18 protein-coding genes and 3 pseudogenes are annotated in these 24,221 nt (G+C 65.8%); 11 read left to right on the forward strand and 10 right to left on the reverse strand.

Features of this window, described 5'->3' with window-relative positions:
* Nucleotides 1–654: 654 nt before the first annotated feature.
* Complete coding sequence (locus AC5Y5O_RS07180) at nucleotides 655–1,383, reverse strand: creatininase family protein (RefSeq protein ID WP_016343711.1); 729 nt, start codon at nucleotides 1,381–1,383, stop codon at nucleotides 655–657.
* Nucleotides 1,380–2,582, reverse strand: a complete 1,203-nt coding sequence (locus tag AC5Y5O_RS07185; protein ID WP_016343710.1) for an NsdA family TPR-like regulatory protein — start codon at nucleotides 2,580–2,582, stop codon at nucleotides 1,380–1,382. The genes AC5Y5O_RS07180 and AC5Y5O_RS07185 overlap by 4 nt, the downstream gene beginning before the upstream one ends.
* 167 nt (nucleotides 2,583–2,749) lie before the next feature.
* On the opposite strand from AC5Y5O_RS07185, the gene AC5Y5O_RS07190 reads away from it, so the two are divergent.
* The 4 genes and pseudogenes from AC5Y5O_RS07190 (at nucleotide 2,750) to AC5Y5O_RS07205 (ending at nucleotide 6,272) form a co-directional block, all read left to right on the forward strand.
* Nucleotides 2,750–3,091, forward strand: a complete 342-nt coding sequence (locus AC5Y5O_RS07190; protein WP_016343709.1) for an SCO3933 family regulatory protein — start codon at nucleotides 2,750–2,752, stop codon at nucleotides 3,089–3,091.
* Between the two features lie 97 nt (nucleotides 3,092–3,188).
* Nucleotides 3,189–4,635: pseudogene (locus tag AC5Y5O_RS07195) on the forward strand (FtsK/SpoIIIE domain-containing protein).
* Complete coding sequence (locus tag AC5Y5O_RS07200) at nucleotides 4,628–6,118, forward strand: replication initiator (protein ID WP_016343707.1); 1,491 nt, start codon at nucleotides 4,628–4,630, stop codon at nucleotides 6,116–6,118. The pseudogene AC5Y5O_RS07195 and the gene AC5Y5O_RS07200 overlap by 8 nt, the downstream one beginning before the upstream one ends.
* Nucleotides 6,111–6,272 carry a hypothetical protein gene (locus tag AC5Y5O_RS07205; RefSeq protein ID WP_016343706.1) on the forward strand — a complete coding sequence of 54 codons (162 nt, stop codon included), beginning with the start codon at nucleotides 6,111–6,113 and terminating at the stop codon, nucleotides 6,270–6,272. The genes AC5Y5O_RS07200 and AC5Y5O_RS07205 overlap by 8 nt, the downstream gene beginning before the upstream one ends.
* Before the next feature lie 319 nt (nucleotides 6,273–6,591).
* Here AC5Y5O_RS07205 and AC5Y5O_RS07210 read toward each other — a convergent pair whose 3' ends face one another.
* Both AC5Y5O_RS07210 and AC5Y5O_RS07215 read right to left on the reverse strand, forming a co-directional pair.
* On the reverse strand, nucleotides 6,592–9,204 hold the full coding sequence (locus AC5Y5O_RS07210) for a S8 family peptidase (protein WP_054585411.1): 2,613 nt from the start codon (nucleotides 9,202–9,204) through the stop codon (nucleotides 6,592–6,594).
* Nucleotides 9,201–10,157 carry an AAA family ATPase gene (locus AC5Y5O_RS07215; protein ID WP_041928031.1) on the reverse strand — a complete coding sequence of 319 codons (957 nt, stop codon included), beginning with the start codon at nucleotides 10,155–10,157 and terminating at the stop codon, nucleotides 9,201–9,203. The genes AC5Y5O_RS07210 and AC5Y5O_RS07215 overlap by 4 nt, the downstream gene beginning before the upstream one ends.
* 641 nt (nucleotides 10,158–10,798) lie before the next feature.
* Between AC5Y5O_RS07215 and AC5Y5O_RS07220 the strand changes: the two genes are divergently transcribed.
* Nucleotides 10,799–11,569, forward strand: a complete 771-nt coding sequence (locus AC5Y5O_RS07220) for a GNAT family N-acetyltransferase (RefSeq protein WP_226057913.1) — start codon at nucleotides 10,799–10,801, stop codon at nucleotides 11,567–11,569.
* A gap of 164 nt (nucleotides 11,570–11,733) precedes the next feature.
* Here the strand turns inward: AC5Y5O_RS07220 and AC5Y5O_RS07225 are convergent, their stop codons facing one another.
* The 3 genes and pseudogenes from AC5Y5O_RS07225 to AC5Y5O_RS07235 form a co-directional block, all read right to left on the reverse strand.
* Nucleotides 11,734–13,173 carry a recombinase family protein gene (locus AC5Y5O_RS07225; RefSeq protein ID WP_016343703.1) on the reverse strand — a complete coding sequence of 480 codons (1,440 nt, stop codon included), beginning with the start codon at nucleotides 13,171–13,173 and terminating at the stop codon, nucleotides 11,734–11,736.
* A 21-nt stretch (nucleotides 13,174–13,194) separates the two neighbouring features.
* A pseudogene (locus AC5Y5O_RS07230) lies at nucleotides 13,195–14,199 on the reverse strand (HNH endonuclease signature motif containing protein); the annotation flags it as partial.
* Nucleotides 14,200–14,315: 116 nt separating this feature from the next.
* Nucleotides 14,316–15,248: a DMT family transporter gene (locus AC5Y5O_RS07235; RefSeq protein ID WP_500024388.1), complete on the reverse strand. Its 933-nt coding sequence runs from the start codon at nucleotides 15,246–15,248 to the stop codon at nucleotides 14,316–14,318.
* 171 nt (nucleotides 15,249–15,419) lie between these two features.
* Here AC5Y5O_RS07235 and AC5Y5O_RS07240 point away from each other — a divergent pair, with 171 nt between their 5' ends.
* Nucleotides 15,420–16,271, forward strand: coding sequence for a LysR family transcriptional regulator (locus AC5Y5O_RS07240; RefSeq protein ID WP_500024390.1), 852 nt, complete (start codon nucleotides 15,420–15,422; stop codon nucleotides 16,269–16,271).
* 9 nt (nucleotides 16,272–16,280) lie between these two features.
* Here the strand turns inward: AC5Y5O_RS07240 and AC5Y5O_RS07245 are convergent, their stop codons facing one another.
* Together AC5Y5O_RS07245 and AC5Y5O_RS07250 are read right to left on the reverse strand one after the other, a co-directional pair.
* Entirely contained in the window at nucleotides 16,281–17,699 is a 1,419-nt protein-coding gene (locus AC5Y5O_RS07245; protein ID WP_500024392.1) for an alpha/beta hydrolase domain-containing protein, read from the reverse strand.
* A gap of 33 nt (nucleotides 17,700–17,732) precedes the next feature.
* Nucleotides 17,733–18,864, reverse strand: a pseudogene (locus tag AC5Y5O_RS07250) (sigma-70 family RNA polymerase sigma factor).
* On the opposite strand from AC5Y5O_RS07250, the gene AC5Y5O_RS07255 reads away from it, so the two are divergent.
* The 4 genes from AC5Y5O_RS07255 (at nucleotide 18,863) to AC5Y5O_RS07270 (ending at nucleotide 23,148) form a co-directional block, all read left to right on the forward strand.
* Nucleotides 18,863–19,651 carry an alpha/beta hydrolase gene (locus AC5Y5O_RS07255; protein WP_500024453.1) on the forward strand — a complete coding sequence of 263 codons (789 nt, stop codon included), beginning with the start codon at nucleotides 18,863–18,865 and terminating at the stop codon, nucleotides 19,649–19,651. The pseudogene AC5Y5O_RS07250 and the gene AC5Y5O_RS07255 sit on opposite strands and share 2 nt — an antisense overlap.
* Before the next feature lie 145 nt (nucleotides 19,652–19,796).
* A complete protein-coding gene (locus AC5Y5O_RS07260) occupies nucleotides 19,797–20,546 on the forward strand; it encodes a DUF2786 domain-containing protein (protein ID WP_096283853.1) in 750 nt (249 codons plus the stop codon).
* A complete protein-coding gene (locus AC5Y5O_RS07265; RefSeq protein WP_096283855.1) occupies nucleotides 20,543–21,064 on the forward strand; it encodes a TIGR04338 family metallohydrolase in 522 nt (173 codons plus the stop codon). Before AC5Y5O_RS07260 ends, AC5Y5O_RS07265 begins: the two co-directional genes overlap by 4 nt.
* Nucleotides 21,052–23,148 (forward strand): beta-glucosidase, encoded by a 2,097-nt coding sequence (locus AC5Y5O_RS07270; protein ID WP_207768434.1) that lies wholly within the window; start codon nucleotides 21,052–21,054, stop codon nucleotides 23,146–23,148. Before AC5Y5O_RS07265 ends, AC5Y5O_RS07270 begins: the two co-directional genes overlap by 13 nt.
* Nucleotides 23,149–23,183: 35 nt before the next feature.
* Here AC5Y5O_RS07270 and mymT read toward each other — a convergent pair whose 3' ends face one another.
* Entirely contained in the window at nucleotides 23,184–23,339 is a 156-nt protein-coding gene (mymT, locus tag AC5Y5O_RS07275) for a copper-binding metallothionein MymT (protein WP_085222450.1), read from the reverse strand.
* 200 nt (nucleotides 23,340–23,539) lie between these two features.
* Here mymT and AC5Y5O_RS07280 point away from each other — a divergent pair, with 200 nt between their 5' ends.
* The gene (locus AC5Y5O_RS07280; RefSeq protein WP_096283857.1) at nucleotides 23,540–24,205 is read left to right on the forward strand and encodes an O-methyltransferase; all 666 of its coding nucleotides are present in this window, start codon (nucleotides 23,540–23,542) and stop codon (nucleotides 24,203–24,205) included.
* Nucleotides 24,206–24,221 lie beyond the last annotated feature (16 nt).

The following is a 24,221-nucleotide window of genomic DNA, read 5'->3' on the forward strand; positions in this document are numbered from 1 at the left end:
CAGGTCATGGGTGGTGTTGATGGTTGTGCAGACGAGCACCGTCGAGCGACCTCGGCTGCGGACGTGGTGCGATCGTTGGCCCCCGGTGATGCTGCTGTCGCGGTAATGGTTGGCATTCGGGGTGACGGACAGGGATCGCGGCCCCGCGTTCGATCGTGTGGCGGCGGACGGAGGGCCAAGCGTAGTGACCGGCGCGGACGGGAGCGCCAGCGGACGGGAGCAGAGGGAGCGAAGCGAAGCCCGCAGGTAGCCGCCCCGGAATTCTGACAGCTGGTGTGGCTGCTGGGCGTGGGCCTCGTCGGGCCGACCAGGTAGAAAAGCGATGTGCAGGAGCGTATGAAGGTGCCCGACGGTGAGTGAACGCGTGGCCAGTCTGGCGAGGGCACCGTGTTCTGGCTCGGAGTGTTGACGCGCCTCGGGCGTGTGGGGATGCTGGTGGTGATTGAGTGCGGCCGCACCATCTTGTCCTGGTGTCCGCCCACAGGCATGCCCGTCGTGCTCTCGGGCAGCAGTGTCTGGCTGTTGCGGTCTGAGGCTTGTTTGAGTCGCCCCCTGTCGTCAAGGCTGAGGGCGACGCCTCATTTCGCAGGACGCACTGGGGACGTGTCGGAGCTTGCGCGTTGCAAGGGTTATGCGGTAGGGCCGCCGCGGTGTCTAGGGTCGGTCTGGCCCGGTGAGGATGTCGATGAGGGCGGCGGCGTTACGCCCGAGGTGGTCGAGTGCGGTGCGGCCTTTGGCTTGGCTGGCCCGTGAGGGATAGCCGATGACGCCGGTGGTGGTGTAGGCGGTGATGCCGAGAGTGGTGAGGTAGCGGCGGTCGACGGCCGTGTGATCGTCGTCGGGCCAGCCGTCGCGCAGGTAGTCAGGATGGGCGGCGAGCAGGATGGAGGTTTCCAGTTCGCCGGCGTGCATATCGTCGTGACTGCTGGTGGTGATGGCGGCGGCGGCGCGGGCCTCGGTCCAGTCTTCACGGCTGGGATAGAGCCCTACCCGCAGCGGACCGGCGTGCTGGTTGGCTTGCTGCACAACATTGGTCAATACGGCGTTGCCTCCGTGGGCGTTGACCACGATCAGCCCCCGTGTGCCGTGCGCGGCGAGGGACTGGCCGATGTCGGCGATGATCGCGGTCAGGGTGGTGGCGCTGATGCTGATGGTGCCGGGGAACGCGGCGTGCTCGTGCGAGCAGCCGAACGTTACCGGCGGCAGCGGCAAAACACTGTGGTGGTCGCTGATGGCGGTGGTGATGGCGCAGGCGATGAGGGTGTCGGTGCCCAGGGGCAGATGCGGGCCGTGCTGCTCGAACGCCCCGACCGGCAGCACCGCGACAGTACTGGCCGTGGCGGGGTCGGTGGTGGTGAGGTCGGGAATGATGTCGCGACTCACGACGAGGCTCCTTGGGTAGCTGTTGTGATGCGGGCGGCGAGTTCCTGCAGTACCGGGTTGGGGTCGTTGCGGCGGCGGTTACGCACGAGGGTGTTCGCCCGGGCGAGGTGGCGGTGCGCACGTTGCGAGGGCGCTGACTGGTAGGCCGGGATTGCGGTGTCGGCCAGCACCAGGGCGAGGCGGTATTCATGCACAGCGATGTAGGCGTGCAGCAACCGCATATCGGCCACGGCGCGGTCACGGTGCTGCTGCGAGGTCCAATGCGCGTGATGGGCGGCCAATAGCTCCAGCGCCTTCTGGTTGTTGCCGAGCCGCAAATGCCCGGCAGCGATATCACTGGCCACATAGGCCGCGTGAGCATAGGGGGCCCGATCACCGTCCACAGGGGCGATATCGCCGAGATCGAGCGCGGCGGCCGCATACCGGTAGAAACCCCGTTCGTCGCCGTTATGCAAGGCGGCCAGAGCCTGTTGGCGCGCGATGCTGGCCGTCAACCGTCCAGCATCGCGGCCCTCGACGAGTTCAGCGGCATCAGCGGCCAGATCGACAGCAAGGCTCGCCTCATTGGGGGCCAGGATGTTGGACTGGCGCATCAAGATCATTGCCTGGGTCTCGGGGCTGGCCATCCGCAGATGCAGAAACGCCTTATGCGTCAACGTTTGAGCGGCGGCCTGATCTCCGAGATCTTGAGCGATCCAGCCGGCCACTTCCGCGATGGTGCCCGCCGCTTCGGTGACTGCGCGTTTGAGCCGACGGGGTGCTGATTTGATGAGGGCTTCGACGGTGTCGAGATCGCGTTCCACCAGCGGGCGAGCATGCTGCGGGCCGAAGGCGTGTTCGGCGCGGATGTGGGCGGAACGCTGCTCGGTGATCACTGCGAGGACGTCCTCGTCGACAGGTAGCCGCAGCAATAACGGGTGTGGTAGCGGTGAGGCGATCGGCACGCTGAACAGTTCGTCGGGCTCGCGGCCGAACACTGCCGCCAGGTCGGTGCGCCACATGTCGCCGAACGCGCCACCACGTTCGATGCTGATGATCATCTGACGCAACGATTCGCGCGGCGGGATCTCCTCATCACCGCGTAGCCGGCGAACGTTTTCGACCTCGACAGCCAGCTCATTGAGGCTGAACCCGTACTCGATGCGCGCGTCGCGAAGCCGCTGCGCGTTGCGCGCGCGGTTCGGATCGACTGCGGCCATCTTTCGATCATGCCCGACACATCACCGCAGCTCAGCCCTGCCGTGCGCGTGTCGGGATGTTACCGGCTGTTACTAGCTGTCACTTTCGAGCCCCACCACCGGCGCGCTGTCCTGGGATCGCGGCACACACGACCGCACACCACAACCCAGAAAGGGACCACAGGACAATGCGTTTGAGAATCGATACGTCAGGTACCCGGTTCATCGTCACGCGGGCGGCCGAGCCGCGGCTGAACTTCGAGACGGGCAGCCCGAAAGTCGACACGGCCACGGGGATGCCGCTGTTCGCCACGCAGGTGTTGGCGTTGGATGACACCGGCGGTGAAGTCCTCAATGTCACGGTGGCCGGCGATCCGAAAGTGACGGTGACCCAACCGGTGTCAGTGGTGGGCTTGGTGGCCATCCCGTGGGCCCAGGGCGATCGCAGCGGGGTGGCCTTCCGCGCCGACGCGATCACGGCCGGCACGTCAAGTGCCGCGCCCAGTGAGCAGGCACGTCCGCAGAAGTAACCCCTAAGGGGGTGTGGGGCGCGGTGAGCAGAGATCATCGCGCCCCACCCCAGGGATTCCCGTCTGCGACACCACCCTTACGGAAGGCGCGCCTGTCATGGCATCAAACACGAAGAACACCAACAACACTGGATCCAATGACGATGACTGGCTGGGGGATCTGGTCATGTCACTGTTCACCGCGGCCGGATATCTGCTGTGGTGGGCCGTGCTGTTCCCGGCCATCAGCCTCCCGATCATCGCCAGCCTCGCCCTCGGCATCACCCACGGGCCCCGCGCGGGCCTGGTCTGCGCCGTCGTGTGCAGTGTCGCGTATGCGGGTTGGGCGTGGCTGGACCCCGTCTGGTTTCGCGCGTGGGTGACCGAACCGGTGCGCCGACGGTGGCTGACCTGGTCGCGCTACACCCGCGCCTGGGAATCGACCTGCACCCTGCACGGCCTGGCCGCCACCCTGGGCGACCGCACGCTGACCCCGACCTTGCGCATGGTGACGATCGGCCGGACCACCGATGTGCTGGTGGTGCGGATCGTCACCGGTCAATCGGTGGCCGATTGGCACAAACAGGCTGACGCGCTGGCCGCCGCGTGGCGCGCCGACCGGATCACCATCACCAGCACCGCGCCCGGCGAACTCAAGATCACGTTGATGCGGGGGGATGTGCTCGCCGACCCGATCGCGCTGCCGATACCCACTCCGGCCACCCCGGTGAATCTGGGATCGGTGCGGGTCGGGATCACCGAAACTCGCCACAGCTGGCAGCTACCGCTGCTGGGGCATCATGTGCTGATCGCCGGGGCGACCGGCGCGGGGAAAGGCTCGGTGTTGTGGTCGCTGATCGCCGGCATTAGCCCGGGGGTCAAGACGGGGCTGGTGCGGCTGTGTGTCATCGACCCGAAAGGCGGCATGGAACTCGGGGCCGGGGCACCGATGTTCACGGCGTTCACCCACGACGCCACCGACACCACCCTCGAATTGTTGCGCCAACTCGTGACGGTGATGCAAGCCCGCGCCAACCGACTCCGCGGCCACACCCGCTTGCACACCCCGACACCGGCTGAGCCGTTGTTCGTGGTGGTGATCGATGAAATCGCCGCACTGACCGCCTATGTGACCGACCGCAAGATCCGCACCGAAATCGAACAACTCCTCGGCTTACTCCTGTCGCAGGGCCGCGCGGTGGGGATCAGTGTGGTGGCCGCGGTGCAAGACCCGGCCAAAGACACCCTGCCGGTACGGCAGCTGTTCACCGTGCGGATCGGGTTGCGGCTGACCGAAGCCACCCAAACCACCATGGTCCTCGGCCAAGGCGCCCGCGACGCCGGTGCGGAATGCGACCGGATCCCCGACACCACCCCCGGTGTCGGTTACATGCTGATCGACGGCACCGCTCAGCCGCAGCGGGTGCGGGCCTTCCACGTCACCGACCTCGACATCACCACCCTCGCGCGCCGCTTCCGCCTCCCCGCCAGCCGACCCAACAGCACCCGCCCGTCGTACACCACTGACACCGGGCCACACCCCGAGCGAGGCGAGCGGTGAATAACTCGACACCGTCAGCGCAACTCGCACTGCCGGGAGTACCCGCAACAGTCGACACCGCGAAGGTGATCGGCGAGATGGTGCGCCGCGCCTCCTCAATGGGATACGAATCATGGTGGCGGCGAGCCGAATCGGTCGGATTCTGCGCCCACCCCATCCAACTGGTCGGTGCCGATGAGTACGGGCGGGCGCGGGTGGTGTGGACGCGGTGCAACAATCGCCGCGCCCACATCTGCCCGTCCTGCTCGGACCTGTATGCCCGCGACACCTGGCAGCTGGTCCATGCCGGTGCCGCCGGTGGCCACCACGACATGCCCACCACCGTGGCGGACCGACCACAAGTCTTCGTCACCCTCACCGCCCCCAGCTTCGGGGCCGTCCACACCGTACCGAGACAAGTAAATAGCACAGAGACAGCGTGCCGAGATCACCACCGCCTCGGCGGCTACCGACGCTGCCCGCACGGAAAACGGTTGTGGTGCAGCATTGTCCACGACAATGGCGACGACCTGGTGGGTCAGCCGATCTGTGCCGAGTGCTACGACTATGTCGGTCATGTGTTGTTCACCTGGCACCTGCCCGAACTGTGGCGCCGGTTCACCATCGCCCTGCGACGCGCACTGCGACGACAACTGAGAACCACAGATGTGGATGCGGATGCGGTGCGGGTCAGCTTCATCAAAATTATCGAACTGCAAGCCCGTGCCATCCCCCACGTCCACGCTCTGATTCGGCTGGACCCACGCGACGAACCTGATGAGTCTGACTGGGAATCACCGGTCAGTGCAACTGAACTCGCCACCATCATCCAACACGCCGCCCGCACCGTCACTCTCACCGTCGACGATCCGTGCGCTGATGGCGCAGTGCGCGTGATCGGCTTCGGCACTCAAATCGACACCCAACCCGTCACCGCGCCCGAGAAAGCGATGAATGACACCTCACCACAAAATGATTCGTCACAGGGTAGGTCGCTGTCCGGCCGGCGGGTGGCTCGCTATCTCGCTAAGTACGTCACCAAATCCTTGGCCGACCTCGGAATCAGCGCACGCCGCCTCTCGACCGAAGCCATACCGGACCTGGCGGTGTCCGACCATGTGCGAGCCATCCTGACCACCATCAGCCACCTCGCCGACAACGGACTATCCGGGATTCGACGCTGGTTGCACACCCTCGGGTTCCGCGGCCACATCACCAGCAAATCCCGCCGCTACTCCACCACCATGACCGCCCTCCGTGAACGCCGCACCACCTGGACCCGCGAACAACGCTCGAAAAACACTGCACACCAGCATCATCCGCCGCGCTGGGACGATGACGCCGATGATCTGGTGGCGTGGGAATTCGACCGCGCCGGCCACGCCAGCCTCGGTGAGCGCACGCTGATCATCAGTGCCTCCCTGCGGCGCATCCAGCAGCGTCATACCGCGCGCGAGGCGCGACAACAGCAGCGTCGTGATGCCCCCAGCGAGGTGCCCGATGGCTAGCGTGCAGGCATACACGGCGGACGGGAGGAACGAAAAATATTATAGTCGTGACGAATTCACCGCGTGGCTCACGCAATCGTGCGAACGTCAACAGCTCGCGGTGACCATCACCAACCCCGCCGTCCTCGCCGATATCGCCACGCTGCTGCGCTAAGACTAAGCCACGGCCGACACCTCCGCGCGTTGGTGCCACGCATCGTTGGCCAATTGACGATGCTCCTCGCCTGGTCACATCAGCGCAATCACGTTGGCTGACAGTTGATGTCAATGTCGGCGTCGGGGGCGGTCAACCAAGGGTTGAGCCTTGACGCCAACTGCCAGCCAGCGCACACTCAAACCGCGACCAGCCAGGAGCGCAAACTGTTCTTCGCGGGCCGGCACTCTCCGCCAGAGATGTGCTCCTATCCGCTCACGATGCTCGGCCTCGGTGGTTGTGTCACGAGCCCCTGGTTTAGCGCCGGCTTTCGTTGGCGTCAGCCCTGTACCCGCCCGCGGGCACGGTCACGGGCCTGTTCGCGCAGCCTGGCTCGCACCTCATCGTGGATGGTGGTTGAGGTTTGCTCAGCAGTCTCGACAGAAACGACAAGCGCGTATCGAACTTTCTTGCCGGCCCGGAGTCGTTGAGCGTCGTCCATGCACTCGACATGGATGGGGAACATATCTCCTTCGCCGAACACCATTGCGCTTGTGCCCTGGATGATCTCGTGCTGAAGACTGCCCCTCCTGACGGTGTTGTGCTCGGCGCCAGTGCGATCTCCGCCGGCGAGGTCAGTATCAGGGGTGGCGAAGTACACTTTTGCGCCCCGGTACCGGGTGAGCTGGCCGACGGTGGGCACCATGTATGCGAGGGTGATCGTAAAGCGGTGCCATTCGGCTCGTGCCCGAAGAGATGGCGGCAGCGGCAACTGGTAGGTGTGACGCTCGTTGCGTGCTATGAGCCCGCCAGCGGTGAGTACTGCCCTGTTCGTTGCGGCCGTGCCGAGTCGCGCGACGTCTACTCGGCCGTAACCGAGAAGCGCAGTCAAGTGACGGCGCGCCTGCTGATTATCCAGGCCGAGTTCGCGGCGGAGCCTTGCGTCCCACTCACCCCAGCTACTCGCGTGGGCGAGCATCGCCCGCACGAGCAATGGATGGTACTGCCCGTCAGGTAACGGCGTTTCCTCAGCGCCGAGCTCCACGGATTCGAGGATGTCGAACAGTCGGCTGGCTTCACGGGTCACCAACGCTGTGGCGTTACTCGTGCCCGTGGTGAACACGGTGTTGTTCGTCGCGCCCGCGCGGCCGGGGGCTGCGACCTGAAGACCGGGTCCTGTGGCGGCTGTGGAGGCGATCTCAACGCCGACCGTTTCTTCGCCGGAAAGGGCGATTGGACGTGTGTAGAGCGCGCGGCCGCCAACATGGTGAAGATCCGGCTTAACGGAGCGATCGACACCAGGTCCGGTCGCACCGTAGTGGGCCGGAGCTCCCGGCAGCGTGATATCCCAGACCGTGTCCGGGATATCAATGTCGCCGAAACCGTCGTCATGGGTTGCACCGACGGTCAGCACATTGAGTGCATCCCCTGGAGGCAGAATGCCTCGCAGGATGGTCGCGTCGTAAACAGCACGTGTGGCGGCGATGCGTGCAGTGGCGGGATCGTCGGCGGAGTCGGCAGGGATTGTGATTGGGTCCAGGTGATTGCCCGCGCTGACAACAAACAGCAGGTTGTAGGTGTGGGCCAGCCAGTCGAGCAGGCGTCCCACCGGACTCATTCGCCGTACGAGCGCCCTGGCCTGGGCGCCGATGGAAAGGTTGATGATGCGCACACTGGGCGCGGTGGGATCGCCGCCAGCCTCTCCTTCAACGATGCGCCGGACTGCTCGGTGGAGCAGATCAATGAACAGACGGTTCGGGAGTAGCTCCTCAGATCCTGCGGCAAGCTCATGGGGACGCATGATGGGCCGCACGTACAGCGGTCGATCTAGCGGCTCACCGGGCACAGACAGATCGCCGTGAATTATCAGCGACGCCATCGCAGTGCCATGATGACGTGAGGACAATGGGTAATTCTCGCCAAGTCCGTCGGGGTCATCGACCAACAGCCTTCCGGCCAGCACGGCGTGATTGGAGAACGGCAGCCCGTCCATCAGCGCGATCCGAGGAAGCCCATCGACACGCTCACCGGGCGGCAACTGCACCGCCGCCACAGGGTCAAGAGTAGGCGGCGTGACACTCATCGGGATAAACGGACTGACGAACATGACCTCGTCAGTGGTGAGCAGCCGGATCGACTCGGCACCATCGTTGAGCACAGAATGAACCTGCTGTACGGGCAACTCGGCCAGCAGTGCATGATAGTGGATGTCAGCAATCTGGGCACGGTCGAGGATGTGCCCGCCGCTCGTTGTGATGGTCTGTGCCACATGGGCCTCGGCCGTGGCGCGTTGGGCGGCATCCTGCCGATACCACAGCTCCGCTTCTACCAAGACTGAGCTCACGGACTCGCCCACGACCTGCAGGGTTTCTTGCCACCGCTCCCGCAGGCCGGTCTCACGGATCCGATCCTCAGGCCCCCAGCGGCGGATCGCGGTTAACTGCTGGAAGGCATCCTTGAACTTTCCCAACCCGCGCTCGAACGACGCCGACGGATCGCGCTGCCACAAAGCGAACAGCCGCAGCAACTCATCGATGGCCCTGGCGTTGGACATCACCAGATAAAGCGAATGTGAGACCGGCTTGTCGGTACGACCCACATCGCGTTCGGTCATGTAGAAGTCATCGTCGGGATCAGTCCGCTCGCCGAGCAGCTCCGAGAGAAACTCTAAGCCGTCGATCTGGTTGATGGCGTTACGAAAATCTTTGACGCTGCCTGCAAGATCGAACACAACGACCAAGGCGGGATCGACCTCGTCAGGGGTATCCGCGCCCAGACGCGCACGCTCGGCATCGAATGCTGCGACCAGTTCACGGAATTGCGGTGTCAGACGCTGTCCCTGCCGGCCCGCACCCGGTTTGGACAGGCGCGGCATGTCCCGCGTGGGCTGGGCAGGCCGCTCAGAAACAACCGGCGGACCGAAAGCCAGCAAGGGACGCCGCTGTCCAGTCACTCGCCGACCTGACCACGCCGGTGCTCAAGTCGTTCTTGAACGATGCGGCGCAGATTGCTGTCCGGCAACTCCAATACGGCCCGACGCCGTACGTCCAACGCGAACTCCTCCAGTTCGGCGTAACTCGCCCCAGCGAGCTTGTCCGCGAGTGTCCTCGGCGTAAAACCCAAGTCGCCACCCAGGCGCACGGCCAGCCGCTCCAGGAACCGAGTGGCTTGAGAGCGGCTGGGCGCTTCGAGCTCGGCGCGAATCTGGAAACGCCGCCACGCCGCACGATCGAGCAACTCGCTGTGATTGGTCGCACCAACGAAGAGCACATGCGCCGGGAGCCCGTCGATCTGAAGCAACAACGTAGAAACAACCCGTTTGATCTCGCCTGTCTCGTGGGCGTCAGAGCGCTCCTTAGCAATCGTGTCGAGCTCGTCGAAAAACAAGACACACCGGCGAGTACGGGCGAATTCGAAGGCACTGTCAAGCCGGGCGGCGGTCTCGCCGAGGAAACTCGACACGACCCCTTCGTAGCGAATCACGTAGAACGGAAGCATCAACTCCGCCGCGATTGCTTCGGCGACACTGGTCTTACCATTGCCCGGCGGTCCGGACAGCAGCAGCCTGTTGCGCGGTTCAATCCCATAGCTGCGCAACAGCTCGGCCCGCTTCTGCTCCTCAATCAGCTCAGACACAACACGCTTCGGGACAGGGGCGAGCTCCAAATCGTCCAGTCGACGGTTTGGTACGACTTCATGCACAAGGTCGCGAATCGCCGCGGCACGATCGTCGCGGACCAGGCCCTGCCCAGTAGTGGTGATGAGCTCAGAAAGGCGATCGGCGAGCAAATGGTGCTGGTTGGCGCGTTCTTCAGCGATCACGGCCTCGACGAGAACGCGGAAGCGATCCCGATCGCCACGTCGCTCGGCCTCGACGAGGTCAAGCAGGAGGTCAGCACGCGCCATCTCGGCCTCCTTCAAACCCTCGAACGCCGCCTTTGCCTTGATCCTATCGCCGGTACTTTCGACGCTATCGCGCCGCGCCGACAACAAGCTGCTCCAAGCCGCCGCACCACGCAGGCGGAAGCACGAACGATCGCGGAGATAACTTCCCTAGGCGTACTGCGTCGATGGAATGTTTCCACCTCAAGAACGTTCGAACACTGAATCGCGGACACCGCGATCGTCGGGCTGTACCCTCCAAATTCGGCTGTAGATTGTCGATGGGTGCAGGACCGATCAAGCGCAGTTATACGTAGGTCCGGGTTTGACTCAGTCACTGTTTGTCGGATATTTCTGGGCGCTGGGCTTGCGGGCGTGGGTCGGGCGAGTCGGCTGCAGGAAGAGTCCTTTTCACCGGTCGGCGCGACTTCCCGCGAAGCCGTGGATGATCAGGCGCAAATCCGTTGTCGGGCCGCGCTGGTAGGAAGTCGCATATGAGCGAATTCACGATTCGAGAGGCGCATGCCGCCGACGTGGGTCAACTGAGCAAAATGACGCTGTCTTATGTTGGTTTGGATTATCCATGGGACTTGCTCCTAGGAGGCGGCCGCAGGGCCGATGAACCACTGGCGCTGGTTGGTAGCGACAGAGAGGGAGTCTGCGCCATGATCGCAGTCGGACCACCCGTAGCAGACGTGCTGTGGGAACGCGCTCCGGGGACTGTCGATGTTGGCGATGCGCCATGGTGGAAGGTCCGCGTCCTCGCATCGCATCCTCGCCGCCGCGGGAGTGGCGTCGCACGAGCATTGCTTGCCGAGACACTGCGGCGGCTACCTCGCGGTCACATCGGCTTGTACGGCAACGTTGAGACCAGCAGGCGTGATGCTATCGCTTGGTATCGGCGCCAGGGTTTCTATATCGGGCCGGTATCAGGTTTAACGTTTGTCGAGCGACCGGGTCGCCCGAACTCAATTCGCATTATGCCCACTCCTAACGAGGTCGTCTTTCGGGGCTACCGCAGCGTTCTTTGTGATGCGGTAGACGGCCACCCGCGGCGTGACTGGGAACTTAAGACTGCTCGGGCGGAATATCGGTTCACTGTCGATATCTACGCTCGGAGTTCGCAGCCAGCGCGCGATCTAGGGTATCGGTTATATGCCCGTCGCATTTCCAGCAATGGAAGCAGTGCGGCATGCGTGCATGCCCTGATGGGGCCACGACCCATGTTTGTGTGGGGCTGGGATCCTGACCACGCCCGCGTCTGTTACGACTGTTCGACAGATCACTTACACGCCGTTCAGAAATACGACACCGCAACGTTATGTGACGGCTGCGGCCGGCACGATTCGGATACCCGGGTCTCGTGGGCGACCGATGATGAGCACTTACTCATCGTCGCATCTGGCTTATGTCCACGATGTCGCGCTGGCGACTAAGCGACCGGGTATTCAGACGGCAGTGCCGACTCCCATCCGAAGAGGTGCACTCTTGTCGATTTGCGGCGTCTGTGTCTGTCATCGCCCTGACCGTGTGTTGGTGGTCGGCTGGTCGAGGGTGTGTTGGCAGTGCTAGAGACACAGCCGTTGTGTGGGATTCGTTGTCACAGGCGCCACTGGGGTTGGACACGGTTGATGTCCAATTTGCGGGAGCCGGGCGTGCCGGGTGCGATGACGGCGTGGTCGAGCACGGATTTGATGATGGCTTGTTGGCGGTCGATGTCGAGGTCGTCCCATTGGCCGCGTAGCATCTCGCCGGTGCCCACCAAGTCCACCACGGAACTGGTGTCGGTGGCTTTGGCGATGTCGCGGCGGGCTTGGGTGATGCGGTCGGTGATGGGGTCGCGGGCAGCGATCCATTCCCGCGCCGACACCGCCCCCTCGGCATAGAGTGCAGCGAGCTCATCCAGGCGGGCCTGGTCAGCTTCCAGTTGCGCGGCCAACGCAGCCACGTCGGCATCGACTCTGGCTTTACCGTTCAGGGCGTCGGCTAGCTGCGGGGAATCCAACCGGGTCAGCACCGCGTCAGTCAACAGTTCCTCGACTGGTCGCGCGACCACCGTCAGTCGTCCGCAGCCGCCGTGGTCGGGGCCCTTCAAACACACGTAGCGCCGCACCCGGTTGGTCGGATTGTTATGGCGGGCTTGGGAAAACAAGCGGTTCCCGCACCGTCCGCAGCGCAGCATCCCAGACAGCAGGTAAGTGCGTGGGGCGCGCGTCTTGGTCACCGAGCGGGCAGCCATCCGGGCCAGGATGCGGTCACGCTCGGCGGGGGTGATGACCGCTGGCCACGCCGCGGGACCGATCACCTCCCCGTGATGCTCGCGCAGCCCGGCGATCCGCCCCGAGGCCAAAATGTTGCGGACCGTGGTGGTCTGCCATGACGTGGACGCAGGCGGGGCGATCCCGGTGTCGTTGAGCCAGATCGTCAACGACCGGATCGACGCCCCGGCCAGGTAGCGGTCGACCATCTCCCGAATGACTTTGGCTTCGGCGGGGCGGACAGTGATTTTGTCGTTCTCGTAGCCGAACGGCCGCGCGGGGCCGTGCGGTAATCCTTGTTCGGCGTTCTGCAGCATTTTGCGGCGGATACGGGCGGACTTGCGGCCGGATTCTTTGGCAGCGAACGCGGCGAAAATCCGGGCCATGAACAACCCATCATCGTTGCCGAGGTCGATGTCAGCGGTCACGGTAGCGACATCGCGCACCCCGACCGACTCACACAGGGTGACGAAGTCTTCCAACTCGAGCGGGCGCCGGTGCAACCGGTCAAGGTTGTAGACGATCACCGCGTCCCGCGCACCGGATTTCAGGTCATCGAGCATCCGGGCGTACTCGCGGCGCGGCTTACCCGAATACGCCGACACGTCGTTGTCGACGTACTCATCACCGACCGGCCAGCCCCGGTCGGCGGCGAGTTTGCGGCAGTCCTGCACCTGCCGGGCGACCCCCAGCCCGGTGCCCTCCGCATCGGCGGAGATGCGGGCGTAGATCGCAGCCGACCGCACCCCGACGCGCTGACCAGGAGTCTTCGCCTTCGCCATGAGGGTAGTTTAGCGACATTTCAGCTTGGCTAGTTCGGTGGGGCCGCCGTCTTCCCAGTGCCGGAGGTGGTGGGCGTGCAGGCCGCGGGTGGCCCCACACCCGGGCACCACGCAGCTGCGGTCTCGATGCTCCAGGGCGCGGCGCAGCCGCCGGTTGATCACCCGCGTCGCACGCCCGGCACCGATAACCTCGCCGTCACGTTCGAACCAGACCTCGCAGGTGGCATCACAGGTCAGGTAGCGCCGTTCGGCGTCGGTCAGCAGCGGACCCAGATGCAGTGCGGCGGCACGCTGCTGCACGTCGAGGTGCACGACCACGGTGGTGTGCTGCCCGTGCGGGCGGCGGGTGGCTTCACTATCCCAGCCGGCCTCCACCAGCCGCATCAACGCGTCGATGGTGTTCGGCAGCGGGGGCCTGTGCTCGGGGTCGCTTTCGGCGTGGTCGCGTTTCCATTCGGCGAAAAGCGCGTCACGGTGTGAGGCCAGCGCGGCGTCGAACTTCGCGGCGTCTAGGTGGGGGAGTTTGATCCGCCAACACGTGAACTCCTCGTCCGAGGTCTGGGTGATCGAGGGCGCCGGTTCGGGCCGCGGGTCGGGCTGGGGTCGTGGTTCGAGTTTGACCGCGGTACGCAGCTGGCGGACCGTGGCGACCTCGGCCAGCGCCGCATAGTGCTCATCAGATCCCTGACCGGCGCCGGCGGCGATGACGCCGACCTGATCCAGCGACAGCCGACCCTCGGCCATCCCGGCCGCACACCGCGGGAATTCCTCGAGCCGGCCCGCGATCGTGGTGATCGTGTGGGCATTCGCCGAGGACAGGGCCAGCTTCCAGCCCAGCAACGCCGCCACTGAGCGCGCACCGGTGGCCCCGCACAGCTCGTCGCGCTCGATCTCAGCGGCGATCTCCACGATGCGCCCATCAATGGCATTGCGCTGACCGGCCAACTCCGCCAACTCCTCGAACAACACCCCCAGACGGTCGGGCGGGCGCGATTCAACGACGCTCGACAAAGCGGTCAACGACATAACGACATCATCGCAGCGGGGTACGACAAGTTTCGCCGTCGAACCGGGCGCGTGAGGTGCCGTCATTGTCTGTTGAGCGGCACAGCCTGATCCGCCGCCAACGGCGATCGCCGTCACTACTCGGCCGCTGTGCAACTCACCATGTTGCGTGCCGCGGGCGCGAATTCCGGCTCGGGGCTCGGTGTCTGGGCGCGGTGCCGGCCGGCGGCCCGGCTGTTCAGCCAGCACGCCAAGCCACCGGCGAGCAGCCCGATCGCGACTCCGACGTCCGGGCGCTGACCCAGCATCAGCCAGCTCAGCACCGCGGCAGCCGCGGGGATGATCGCGAACAGCATCGCCACCGCCGCCGCGCCGTGAATGCTGATGGCGCGCAGGTAAATGCTGACCGCGAGCGTCGCATTGAACAGCACCATGGCCGCGATCGCGGCCGCGGCTTTGCCCGCATCGTGCACGGCGAACGGTGTCAGCATCGCCAGCGCCGCCGCGGGAATGAACGCCACGCAGTTTTGCACCGCACTCATCGTGCGGAAGTCGACGCCCTTGCAGAACCGCTGCTGATACACCCCACCGGCCGAAAGGCCAAGCAGCCCAAGCAAAAGCAGCAACATGACCGGGTCGACGCCGTGCATGCCCATCAGTCGCCGCGCACAGGCGGCCAGTACGGCGGCGACGCCGAGAACCAGGGCGACGATCCGCAGCCGGCCAAGCGGCTCGCACAGGAACAGCGTCGCCAGGATGGCCGTCATTACCGGATTCATCGCGATCACCACCGCGCAGAGCACCGCGGACGCCCCGAGCAGCAAGGCCTCGTACAGGCAGCAGAACTGCACGGCCTGGATCAGCAGGCCCGCGACGATGACGTGACCGAACTGCGCGCCGCGTGGCCACGACGCGCGGGCCAGCAGGGCCCACGCCGCGAGGATGACGGCGGCGAAGCCGAAGCGCAGCACCAGCACGGCCATCGGGGTCATTTCGGCCACTGCGAGCGCACCGATGGGATACCCGATCGCATAGGTCAGCGTCACCGCCGAAGCGGTACTCAAAGGCATGCGTGGCAGGTGCATTCCACCATGCTCGCGAACGGCCACCTATTAAGTCCAACGATTATTGGCGATCAGGACCGATTTCGATTACTTATCGGTCATCCGCACGTGAACGGGTATTTACCGTCCCAACCCTGGATTATTGATCATTTATGCTGATCGAACTAGGGTGACGGCATGGCACAGGTACTCGATATCGCGCCGCTGCGCAGCCTCGTGGCGGTGGCCGACTGTGGCGGATTTCACCGCGCGGCCGCCGCGTTGCACCTGAGTCAGTCCGCGGTCAGTCAGCACTTGCGAAAAGTCGAGAGTGTGGTCGGCGAGCCGGTGGTGGAGCGCTCCGGGCGAGGCGTCTTGTTCACCGAGATGGGGCAGCGGGTGCTGCGGCATGCACGCACGATTCTGGCGGCGCACGACGCAGCGCTCGACGATCTCGGCGCGACCGAACAGAAGGTGCTCACGGTCGGCGCCACCGAGCACGGTGCGGACGTGATGCTGCCCGCCCTGACCCGCGTGCTGGGCGAACGCCTGCCCGACCGGCGTCCGCGATTCCGGCTGGACCGCAACGTTTCCCTGGCGGACGCGATCGACCGCGGGCTGGTGGACTTGGCGATCATGCTCGACGGATCCGGGCTGGATCGTGCCAATGCTTCGGGAATCGTTCAACTGCAATGGGTTTCAGCACGGACATTCAACTTCCAGCAGGCAGGGCCACTGCCGCTGGTGATCTATGCCGAACCGTGCACCCTGCGCGAGCCGGCCTTCGCGCTGCTCGAGAAGCATCGTGTCGACTACGAGGTCGTCGCCGAATGTGGTGATCTGGCCGGTCTTTACGCAGCGGTGCGCTCGGGTCTCGGGTTGGCTCTGTTGCCAAAGATCGACAAGCTTCCCGACGGCGTGTGCCCGGCCGAGGGCCTGCCGGCACCCAATGTCGCCTCGATCCTGGTGCGTGGCCGCTCGGGTATCGACCCCGAGGTGCTGAGCACCGTCGACGCCGCGGTGCGCGACGTGCTGGCCGTCGAAAGATGAACGCGGACTTCAGGAATCGTCGCCGGGGTAGATGGCGCTGGCCAGCTCGAGGATCTCGGCACGGTCTGCGGGCAGGATGAAGCCGGACTGGATGGCTGAATCCAGCGCCGCCATGAAACTGCCCAGGTACTGCGCGGCCCCGCCCGGGTAGAGCCGTCGCACGGTGGCCTCGTCGAAGGGCTCGCCGGAACCGAAGATCGCCGACATCACGTTCTCCGGCGCGTTGTCCCAGGCGCCGTCTCCCGACGTCCGGGCCAGCGGCACGTCTACCCACGGCGTCCGCAGGCCGCCCCTTGCGAGGCCGTTGCCATCCAGAATCGGTTGGGGCAGCTCGGCTTCGGTCATCTCGATGGGAGGGGCAGCGGGCGCTGTCTGACCGGTCTGGACCCAAGTGGTCAGCGCCGCGATCGCGGCCTGCACGACATAGTGATGCTGCGGCGCGAAATTGATGTAATGGTCGAGTTGCTGGCCCATCAGCATGTTGGTGGGTGCATAGGCGGCCACGATGTCCTGCAGTGGCGCCGAGCCGGTGTCGATCGGTGCCACCTGGATCGTGTAGTTGTCGGCGTGTGCGGCACCGGCGATCTCCCAGACCCGCAGCCGCTCGTTGTCGGGTTGCCGGGCGAAGTAGTAGCCATGCCGCACGGCACCGAACAGGTCGGTTTCGGTGATGATCGTCAGCAGTGGCACGCGCAGGTCGGCGCGGAAGTTGACGGCTTCGGGCACGTTCACCTGAAATTCGTCGAGCACCGAGCCGCCGTCCAGCGGTGCGGCGGAAGCGAATCGTGAATGCACCAAGAAGCCGTCGTACGCTCCGGCCAGCGGATCGACCGCGTTGACGTAGCTGGTCAGGAACATCGCCGATTGCGATTCACCCAGGGCGACAAGGTGTTCGGGCCGCAGGCCGCGCAGGATGTCAGCACTGCGTGCCAGCTCACCGGTCTGCGAGAAGATGTCGAAGCTGAACGCATCGCCCGGGTGACTCAGTGCCGCATACCGCGTCGGGTCCTGGCTCTTGAGCGACATGTCGAAACCGAGCAAGCTGGCACCGCCGTCCACCCCGACCTTCTGCGCCGAGACCGCGACGTAGCCGTAACCCGACCGGATGATTTCGCGGTGCGCCATCATCCACACCGCCGGCGCGTCGATGCCGCCACTGACGTTGAGCCACTCGACCAGCACGGTCCCGTTGAACCGCGCCGGATCAGACGGCGTGAGCGCGACGACCCGCGTCGTGTAATCGGCGGTGCCGGAAGGTGTTACGGTCCACCGGCCGTCGGGTTGCAACTCCGAGGCCGGCGCGTACGACGTGGCCGTGCCCGAGACGAAGAACTCTTCGGCGACATAGCCGAGGTCGCCGATATCGAAGCCGCCCAACAACAAGAGCGGCTTGCCGGACACCGGCGTGATGCTGGGGGATTCCGTCATGGGCGCAACCCTTCTCGATCGGGGTCCGCCCCGTCACAGGGAGCGGGGCAGCCCGAACTTCGTGAACAAAGTGTCGTCCAGAAATGCAACCACATGCGACACCCCGTCGGTGCGGACATCGAGCACGTGCAGCTGGAACGGCACGTGCTGCGTGCCGGCCCGCATGTACATCGCCGCGGCGGGCTGCCCGTTGGCGATCAGCGGGATCATCCGCATGTCGCCGGGGAGTTCGGCGGGGCACTGTTGATGAATCAGGGTGATGATGGCCCGCGGACCTTGGTACCAACCGGTGTACGGCGGCATCTCCCAGACCGCTTCGGCGGTGAACAGCGCGACCAGCCGGTCGATGTCGTAGGACTCGAACGCCGCGATGTAGCGGGCCAGCAGGTCCTGCGCTTCGGACGAATCCGGCGGCGCCAGGCGGTCATTCGAGCTGGGCCCGACGGTTTCCAGCTGGGTCCGGGCCCGCTGCAGCAGGCTGTTGACTGCGGTCGTGGTGGTACCGATCGCGTCGGCCACCTCGGCGGCCTTCCACTGCAGCACGTCGCGCAGCAGCAGCACCGCCCGCTGCCGCGGTGAGAGGTGCTGCAGCGCAGCGACAAACGCCAACCGCACCGATTCGCGCGAACCCACGATCACCGACGGGTCGGCCGGATCCTCCGTCGTGTCGGGCAATGGTTCCAGCCACGGCACCTCACGGCGTTCCACCAGCTCGGCCGTCGGATCCGAGCTGGGCCCGCCGAGCCCGGTGGGCAGCGGCCGGCGCGTGCGGCCCTCCAGCGCGGTCAGGCAGGTGTTGGTGGCGATGCGGTGCAGCCAGGTGCGAATCGAGGACTTGCCTTCGAACCGGTCGTAGGCCTTCCACGCCCGCAACAGCGTCTCCTGCACCAGGTCTTCCGCGTCGTGCAGGGAGCCGGTCATCCGGTAGCAGTGCGCCAGCAGCTCGCGGCGATACGGCTCCGCATGAGCCGAGAAATCGCCGTGGCCCCCGCCCGTTGCGGGGATTTCTGCGTCGCCGGAATTCTCCGCGAGCACGCTCACCCGACTGAGCCTACGCAGCGCCTCGGACAACAGAGCCGCAGGAGCCATTACGCTGCCCCTAATGACTAGGACGACCCGTGACCCGCACTGAACGGAACTTCGACGGCCTCGGCGGCGTCCGCATTGTGTACGACGTCTGGACGCCGGATACCCCGCCGCGGGCCGTGGTGGTGCTGTCGCACGGTCTCGGCGAATATGCGCGCCGCTACGACCATGTCGCCCAGCGCTTCGAGCAGGCCGGCCTGGTCACCTACGCGCTGGACCACCGCGGGCACGGCCGCTCCGGCGGCAAACGCATGCTGGTGCGCGACGTGTCGGAGTACACCGCCGATTTCGACACCCTGGTCGGTATCGCCACCCGCGAACACCCCGGCCTCAAAATTATCGTGCTCGGGCACAGCATGGGCGGCGGCATCGTCTTCGCCTACGGTGTCGAGCGCCCGGACAACTACGACCTGATGGTGCTGTCCGGGCCGGTGGTGGCCGCGCAGGACGCGGTGCCCGGGCTGGTGGCGTTCGCCGCCAAAGTCCTGGGCTCGGTGCTGCCCGGCGTGCCGGTGCAGGACCTCGACGTCGACGCCATCTCCCGTGACCCCGCCGTGGTGGCCGCCTACAAGGCCGACCCGCTCGTCTACCACGGAAAGATCCCGTTCGGTGTCGGCCGGGCGATGCTGGAAGTCAGCGAGACCATGCCGCAGCGCGCGCCGGCCCTGACCGCTCCGCTGCTGGTGGTGCACGGCGAATGCGACCGGCTGGTGCCCGTCGCCGGAAGTCGTCGACTGGTCGCATGCGTGGGATCCACCGACGTCACGCTGAAGGTCTACCCGGGGCTCTACCACGAGGTCTTCAACGAACCGGAGCAGGATCAGGTGCTCGACGACGTCGTCGCCTGGATCACCGAGCGCCTGTGAGCGTTGAGCGAATTGTCGGGATGCTCCCGTAGTTTGGCGCTATGACCCGCGCCGGCGACGATGCAGAGCGGAGCGATGAAGAGGAGCGGCGCTATGACCCGCGCCGGCGACGATGCAGAGCGGAGCGATGAAGAGGAGCGGCGCTATGACTGACGACAAAATGTTGGCGCGCATCGCCGCGCTGCTGCGTCAGGCCGAGGGCACCGACAACGCGCACGAGGCCGATGCCTTCATGACGGCCGCGCAACGGTTGGCGACGGCGGCGTCCATCGACTTGGCGGTCGCCCGTTCGCATTCGTCCAACCGCTCGGCGGCCCAGGCGCCGACGCAGCGGACCATCACGATCGGGGCGGCCGGCACCAAGGGGCTGCGGACCTACGTGCAGCTATTCGTGCTGATCGCATCGGCCAACGACGTGCGCTGCGATGTGGCGTCGAATTCGACGTTCGTCTACGCCTACGGGTTTGCCGAGGACATCGACGCCAGCCACGCCCTCTACGCCAGCCTGGTCGTCCAGATGGTGCGCGCCTCGGACGCCTACCTTGCCTCGGGCGCGCACCGGCCCACCCCGACGATCACCGCCCGGCTGAACTTCCAGCTGGCCTTCGGGGCACGCATCGGCCACCGGCTGAGCGAGGCGCGCGAAGAGGCCCGGCGCGAGGCCACCAAGGACAGCAGCCGCCGGCCAGGAACCGCTATCGCATTGCGGGACAAAGATATCGAGCTGCACGATCACTACCGCAAGGCGTCCAAGGCGCGCGGCACCTACCAGGTCAGCCGGGCGACAGCGGGATACTCGTCGGCGGCGCGGCGCGCGGGTGATCGGGCCGGCAAGCGGGCGCGGCTCGGCAACAGCACCGAACTGCCCGGAGCGCGGAGCGCGCTGGGCACGTGACCGCCGGGGAGGCGCCGAAGCGGGATACCCAGCGCGCCAAGGTGTATGCCGCCGAGGAATTCGTCCGCACGTTGTTCGACCGTGCCGCCGAGCACCGATCGTCGGCCGTGGAATTCTTCGGCACCCAGTTGACGCTGCCGCCGGAAGCGCGATTCGGCTCGGTGGCGTCCGTACAGCGCTATGTTGACCAGGTGCTTGCGCTGCCGGCGGTACGCGAACGGTGGCCCGAGGTGGCGCCGCTGAGAGTGCGCCCGCGCCGGGCCGCGACCGCGGCTCATTACGAAAACTACGAGGACACAGGCATTATCGCGGTTCCCGACCGTCACACCGCCGACTGGGCGCTGCGCGAGCTGGTGGTGCTGCACGAAGTCGCACATCACCTGTGCCAGGTGCAGCCGGCACACGGTCCGGAGTTCGTCGACACGCTCTGCACGCTGGCGCAGTCGGTGATGGGACCGGAGCTCGGGCATGTGTTGCGGGTGGTGTACGCCAAAGAAGGGGTGAAATGGGCGAATTAGCCGATCCGGACGCCCGGGCCCGCGACGTCGAGAGCCGGATGACCGACGACGAACGCTTCACGTTGCTGGTCGCGGTGATGGGAACGTCGGAACTGTGGCCACTGCCGGACGACCGCATCCCGCCCGGCACCCCGATGAGTGCGGGCTACGTGCCGGGGATTCCCCGGCTTGGTATCCCGGCGCTGCGGATGAGTGATGCCGGGCTCGGCGTCACCAATCCCGGCTACCGCCCGGGTGACACCGCGACCGCGCTGCCGGCCGGCCTGGCGCTGGCCGCCGGTTTCGATCCGGCGCTCGCGCACGCCGCCGGCGCCGTGATCGGACGCGAGGCGCGCAGCCGCGGATTCAACGTGCAACTGGCGGGCGCGATGAACCTGGCGCGCGACCCTCGCAACGGCCGCAACTTCGAATACGTCTCGGAAGACCCACTTTTGACGGCCACGATCGCCGCCGCATCCGTCAACGGAATCCAGCAGCAGGGCGTCATCTCGACCGTCAAGCACTACTCGCTGAACTGCAACGAGACCAACCGGCATTGGCTGGACGCGGTTATCGACCCCGACGCGCATCGCGAGTCCGACCTGCTGGCATTCGAGATCGCGATCGAGCGGTCTGCGCCCGGTGCCGTGATGACCGCCTACAACAAGGTCAACGGTGACTATGCCTCGGCGAACGGGCTGCTGCTCAACGACATCCTGAAAGACGCTTGGGGATATCGGGGTTGGGTCATGTCCGACTGGGGCGCCACACCCGGCTGGGAGTGCGCGCTGTCCGGCCTGGACCAGGAATGCGGTGCCCAGATCGACACCGTGTTCTGGGGTGCGGAGGCATTCACCGAACCGCTGCGGTCCGCCTACGCCGACGGAAAACTGCCCAAAGACCGCCTGTCCGACATGGTTCGGCGGATTCTGCGTTCGATGTTCGCGGTCGGAATCGACCGGGACGCTCCCGAGCCGGATATGGCCGCCCACAACGAGATTGCGCTGCAGATCGCCCGCCGGGGCACCGTGCTGCTGCAGAACCGCGGAGTGCTGCCGCTGGCACCCGATGCCCACATCGCCGTGATCGGCGGCCACGCGCAGCTGGGAGTTCCGACGGGCTGCGGCTCGAGTACCGTCGTTCCTCCCGGCGGCTACGCGCAGGTGGTCCCGATCGGGGGAGCGGGTCTGACCGGAGGCACCCGAAATCTCTACCTGTTGCCGTCCAGCCCGGTCGAGGAACTCAGGAAGCAATTGCCCCACGCGCGGCTCGAGTTCGATCCCGGCCTCAGTCCGGCCGAAGCGGTGCTGGCCGCGCGGCGGGCCGACGTAGCGATCGTGTTCGGGATCCGGGTCGAGGGCGAGGGTTTCGACGGTGCCGACTTGTCGCTGCCGTGGGGTCAGGATGAGGTCATCGCCGCGGTCGCGGCCGCCAACCCGAACACGGTGGTGGTGCTGGAGACCGGTAACCCGGTGGCGATGCCGTGGCGAGATTCGGCGAGCGCGATCCTGCAGGCGTGGTATCCGGGCCAGGCCGGCGGCCAGGCGATCGCGGAGATCGTTGCCGGACAAGTGAATCCATCGGGGCGCCTGCCGATCACGTTTCCGGACGGACTGGACCAGACGCCGCGCCCGGAGCTGCCCGACCTCGGCGCCGCGTTCGGCACGCCGACCGCGATCGACTACTTCGAAGGAGCCGAGGTCGGTTACCGGTGGTTCGCCGGTCAGGGTCACACGCCGTTATTCGCGTTCGGTCATGGCTTGTCCTACACCAGTTTTGAATACCACGACTTAGTGGTCACCGGTGGTGACACGGTCACGGCGAGCTTCAGCGTCGTCAACACCGGCCAGCGGAGCGGGGCCGATATTCCACAGTTGTATCTGACTCACCAACGCCTGCGGTTGCTGGGATTCGAGCGGGTCGAGTTGGACCCGGGTGCGACGTGCCGGGTGACGATCTCCGCGGATCCGCGCTTGCTCGCCCGCTACGAACGCGGCAGCTGGCGGATCGAGCCGGGCCAGTACCAGGTGGCGGTCGGCGCCTCGGCGGCCGCGGTTCGGCTGACGGCCGAGGTCGAGCTGGCCGGTCGTGCGTTCGGGCGCTGATTGGCACGTCGAACGCGACGACCGGCCGGCTGGATTTACTTGACGGGCACCAATGCTTCGCCGCAGGAGCAGCGGTAGTCCTCGTCCGCGCCCGAGCAGTGGCATGCGACCTCGATGCGGACGCGACATCCGCATCCCTCGTGACCGCACGTCAGCTGGGTCCCCTCGTCGTAGTGCGCCATGTGAATCACCCTTGTCTGTTACGGGATCCCGGTTGGTTCACCGCAATCCAGTGGATACCTTCCGTGGTTGCCCGACGATCGGGCCGCCACGCTCAATGTATACCCCATACGGGTATCTGGTAAAGCCTCGGCGTTGGGTCCGTTATCGATTGGATGCGCGACCAGGTGCGAGACGGCGGCCGGCGCCGCGTGCGGCTAGCGTGGATCGCATGACCGACGAACCCACCCCGCAAGACGTCGACGCCTTCTTGGACAGCACCGTGATCGGTGACGATCCGGCCTTGTCCGCGGCGCTGGAGGCCAGCAACGCCGCCGGTCTGCCGCAGATCGCGGTGTCGTGGCAGCAGGGCAAGTTCCTGTCGCTGCTGGCCGGTGCCATCCAGGCGCGGCGCATTCTCGAAATCGGCACCCTCGGTGGCTTCAGCACCACTTGGCTGGCGCGTGCGGTGGGCCCGGACGGACAGGTGGTGACGCTGGAATTCGAGTCCAAGCACGCCGACGTCGCATGCGCCAATCTGAAGCGGGCCAACGTCGTCGATCGGGTCCAGGTGGTTGTCGGCCCGGCGCTGGAAACCCTGCGGACACTGAACGGCGACCCCTTCGACTTCGTGTTCATCGATGCGGACAAGGAGAACTATCCCAAGTATCTGGAGTGGGCGATCAAGCTGACCCGCGTCGGTGCACTCATCGTGGTGGACAACGTAATTCGGGAAGGCGAAATCCTGTCACCGGATTCCGATGATGAGAAAGTGGCCGCCACCCGGGAGACGCTGCAGCTGATGGGTGAGCACGCGCAACTGGACACCGCGGTGATTCAGACGGTCGGAGCCAAGCACTGGGACGGCTTCGCCATCGCGTTGGTCAAAGAACTCTGAACCCCGCTCGCGGCGG

The sequence above is a fragment of the Mycobacterium sp. NGS40 genome (assembly GCF_059812735.1).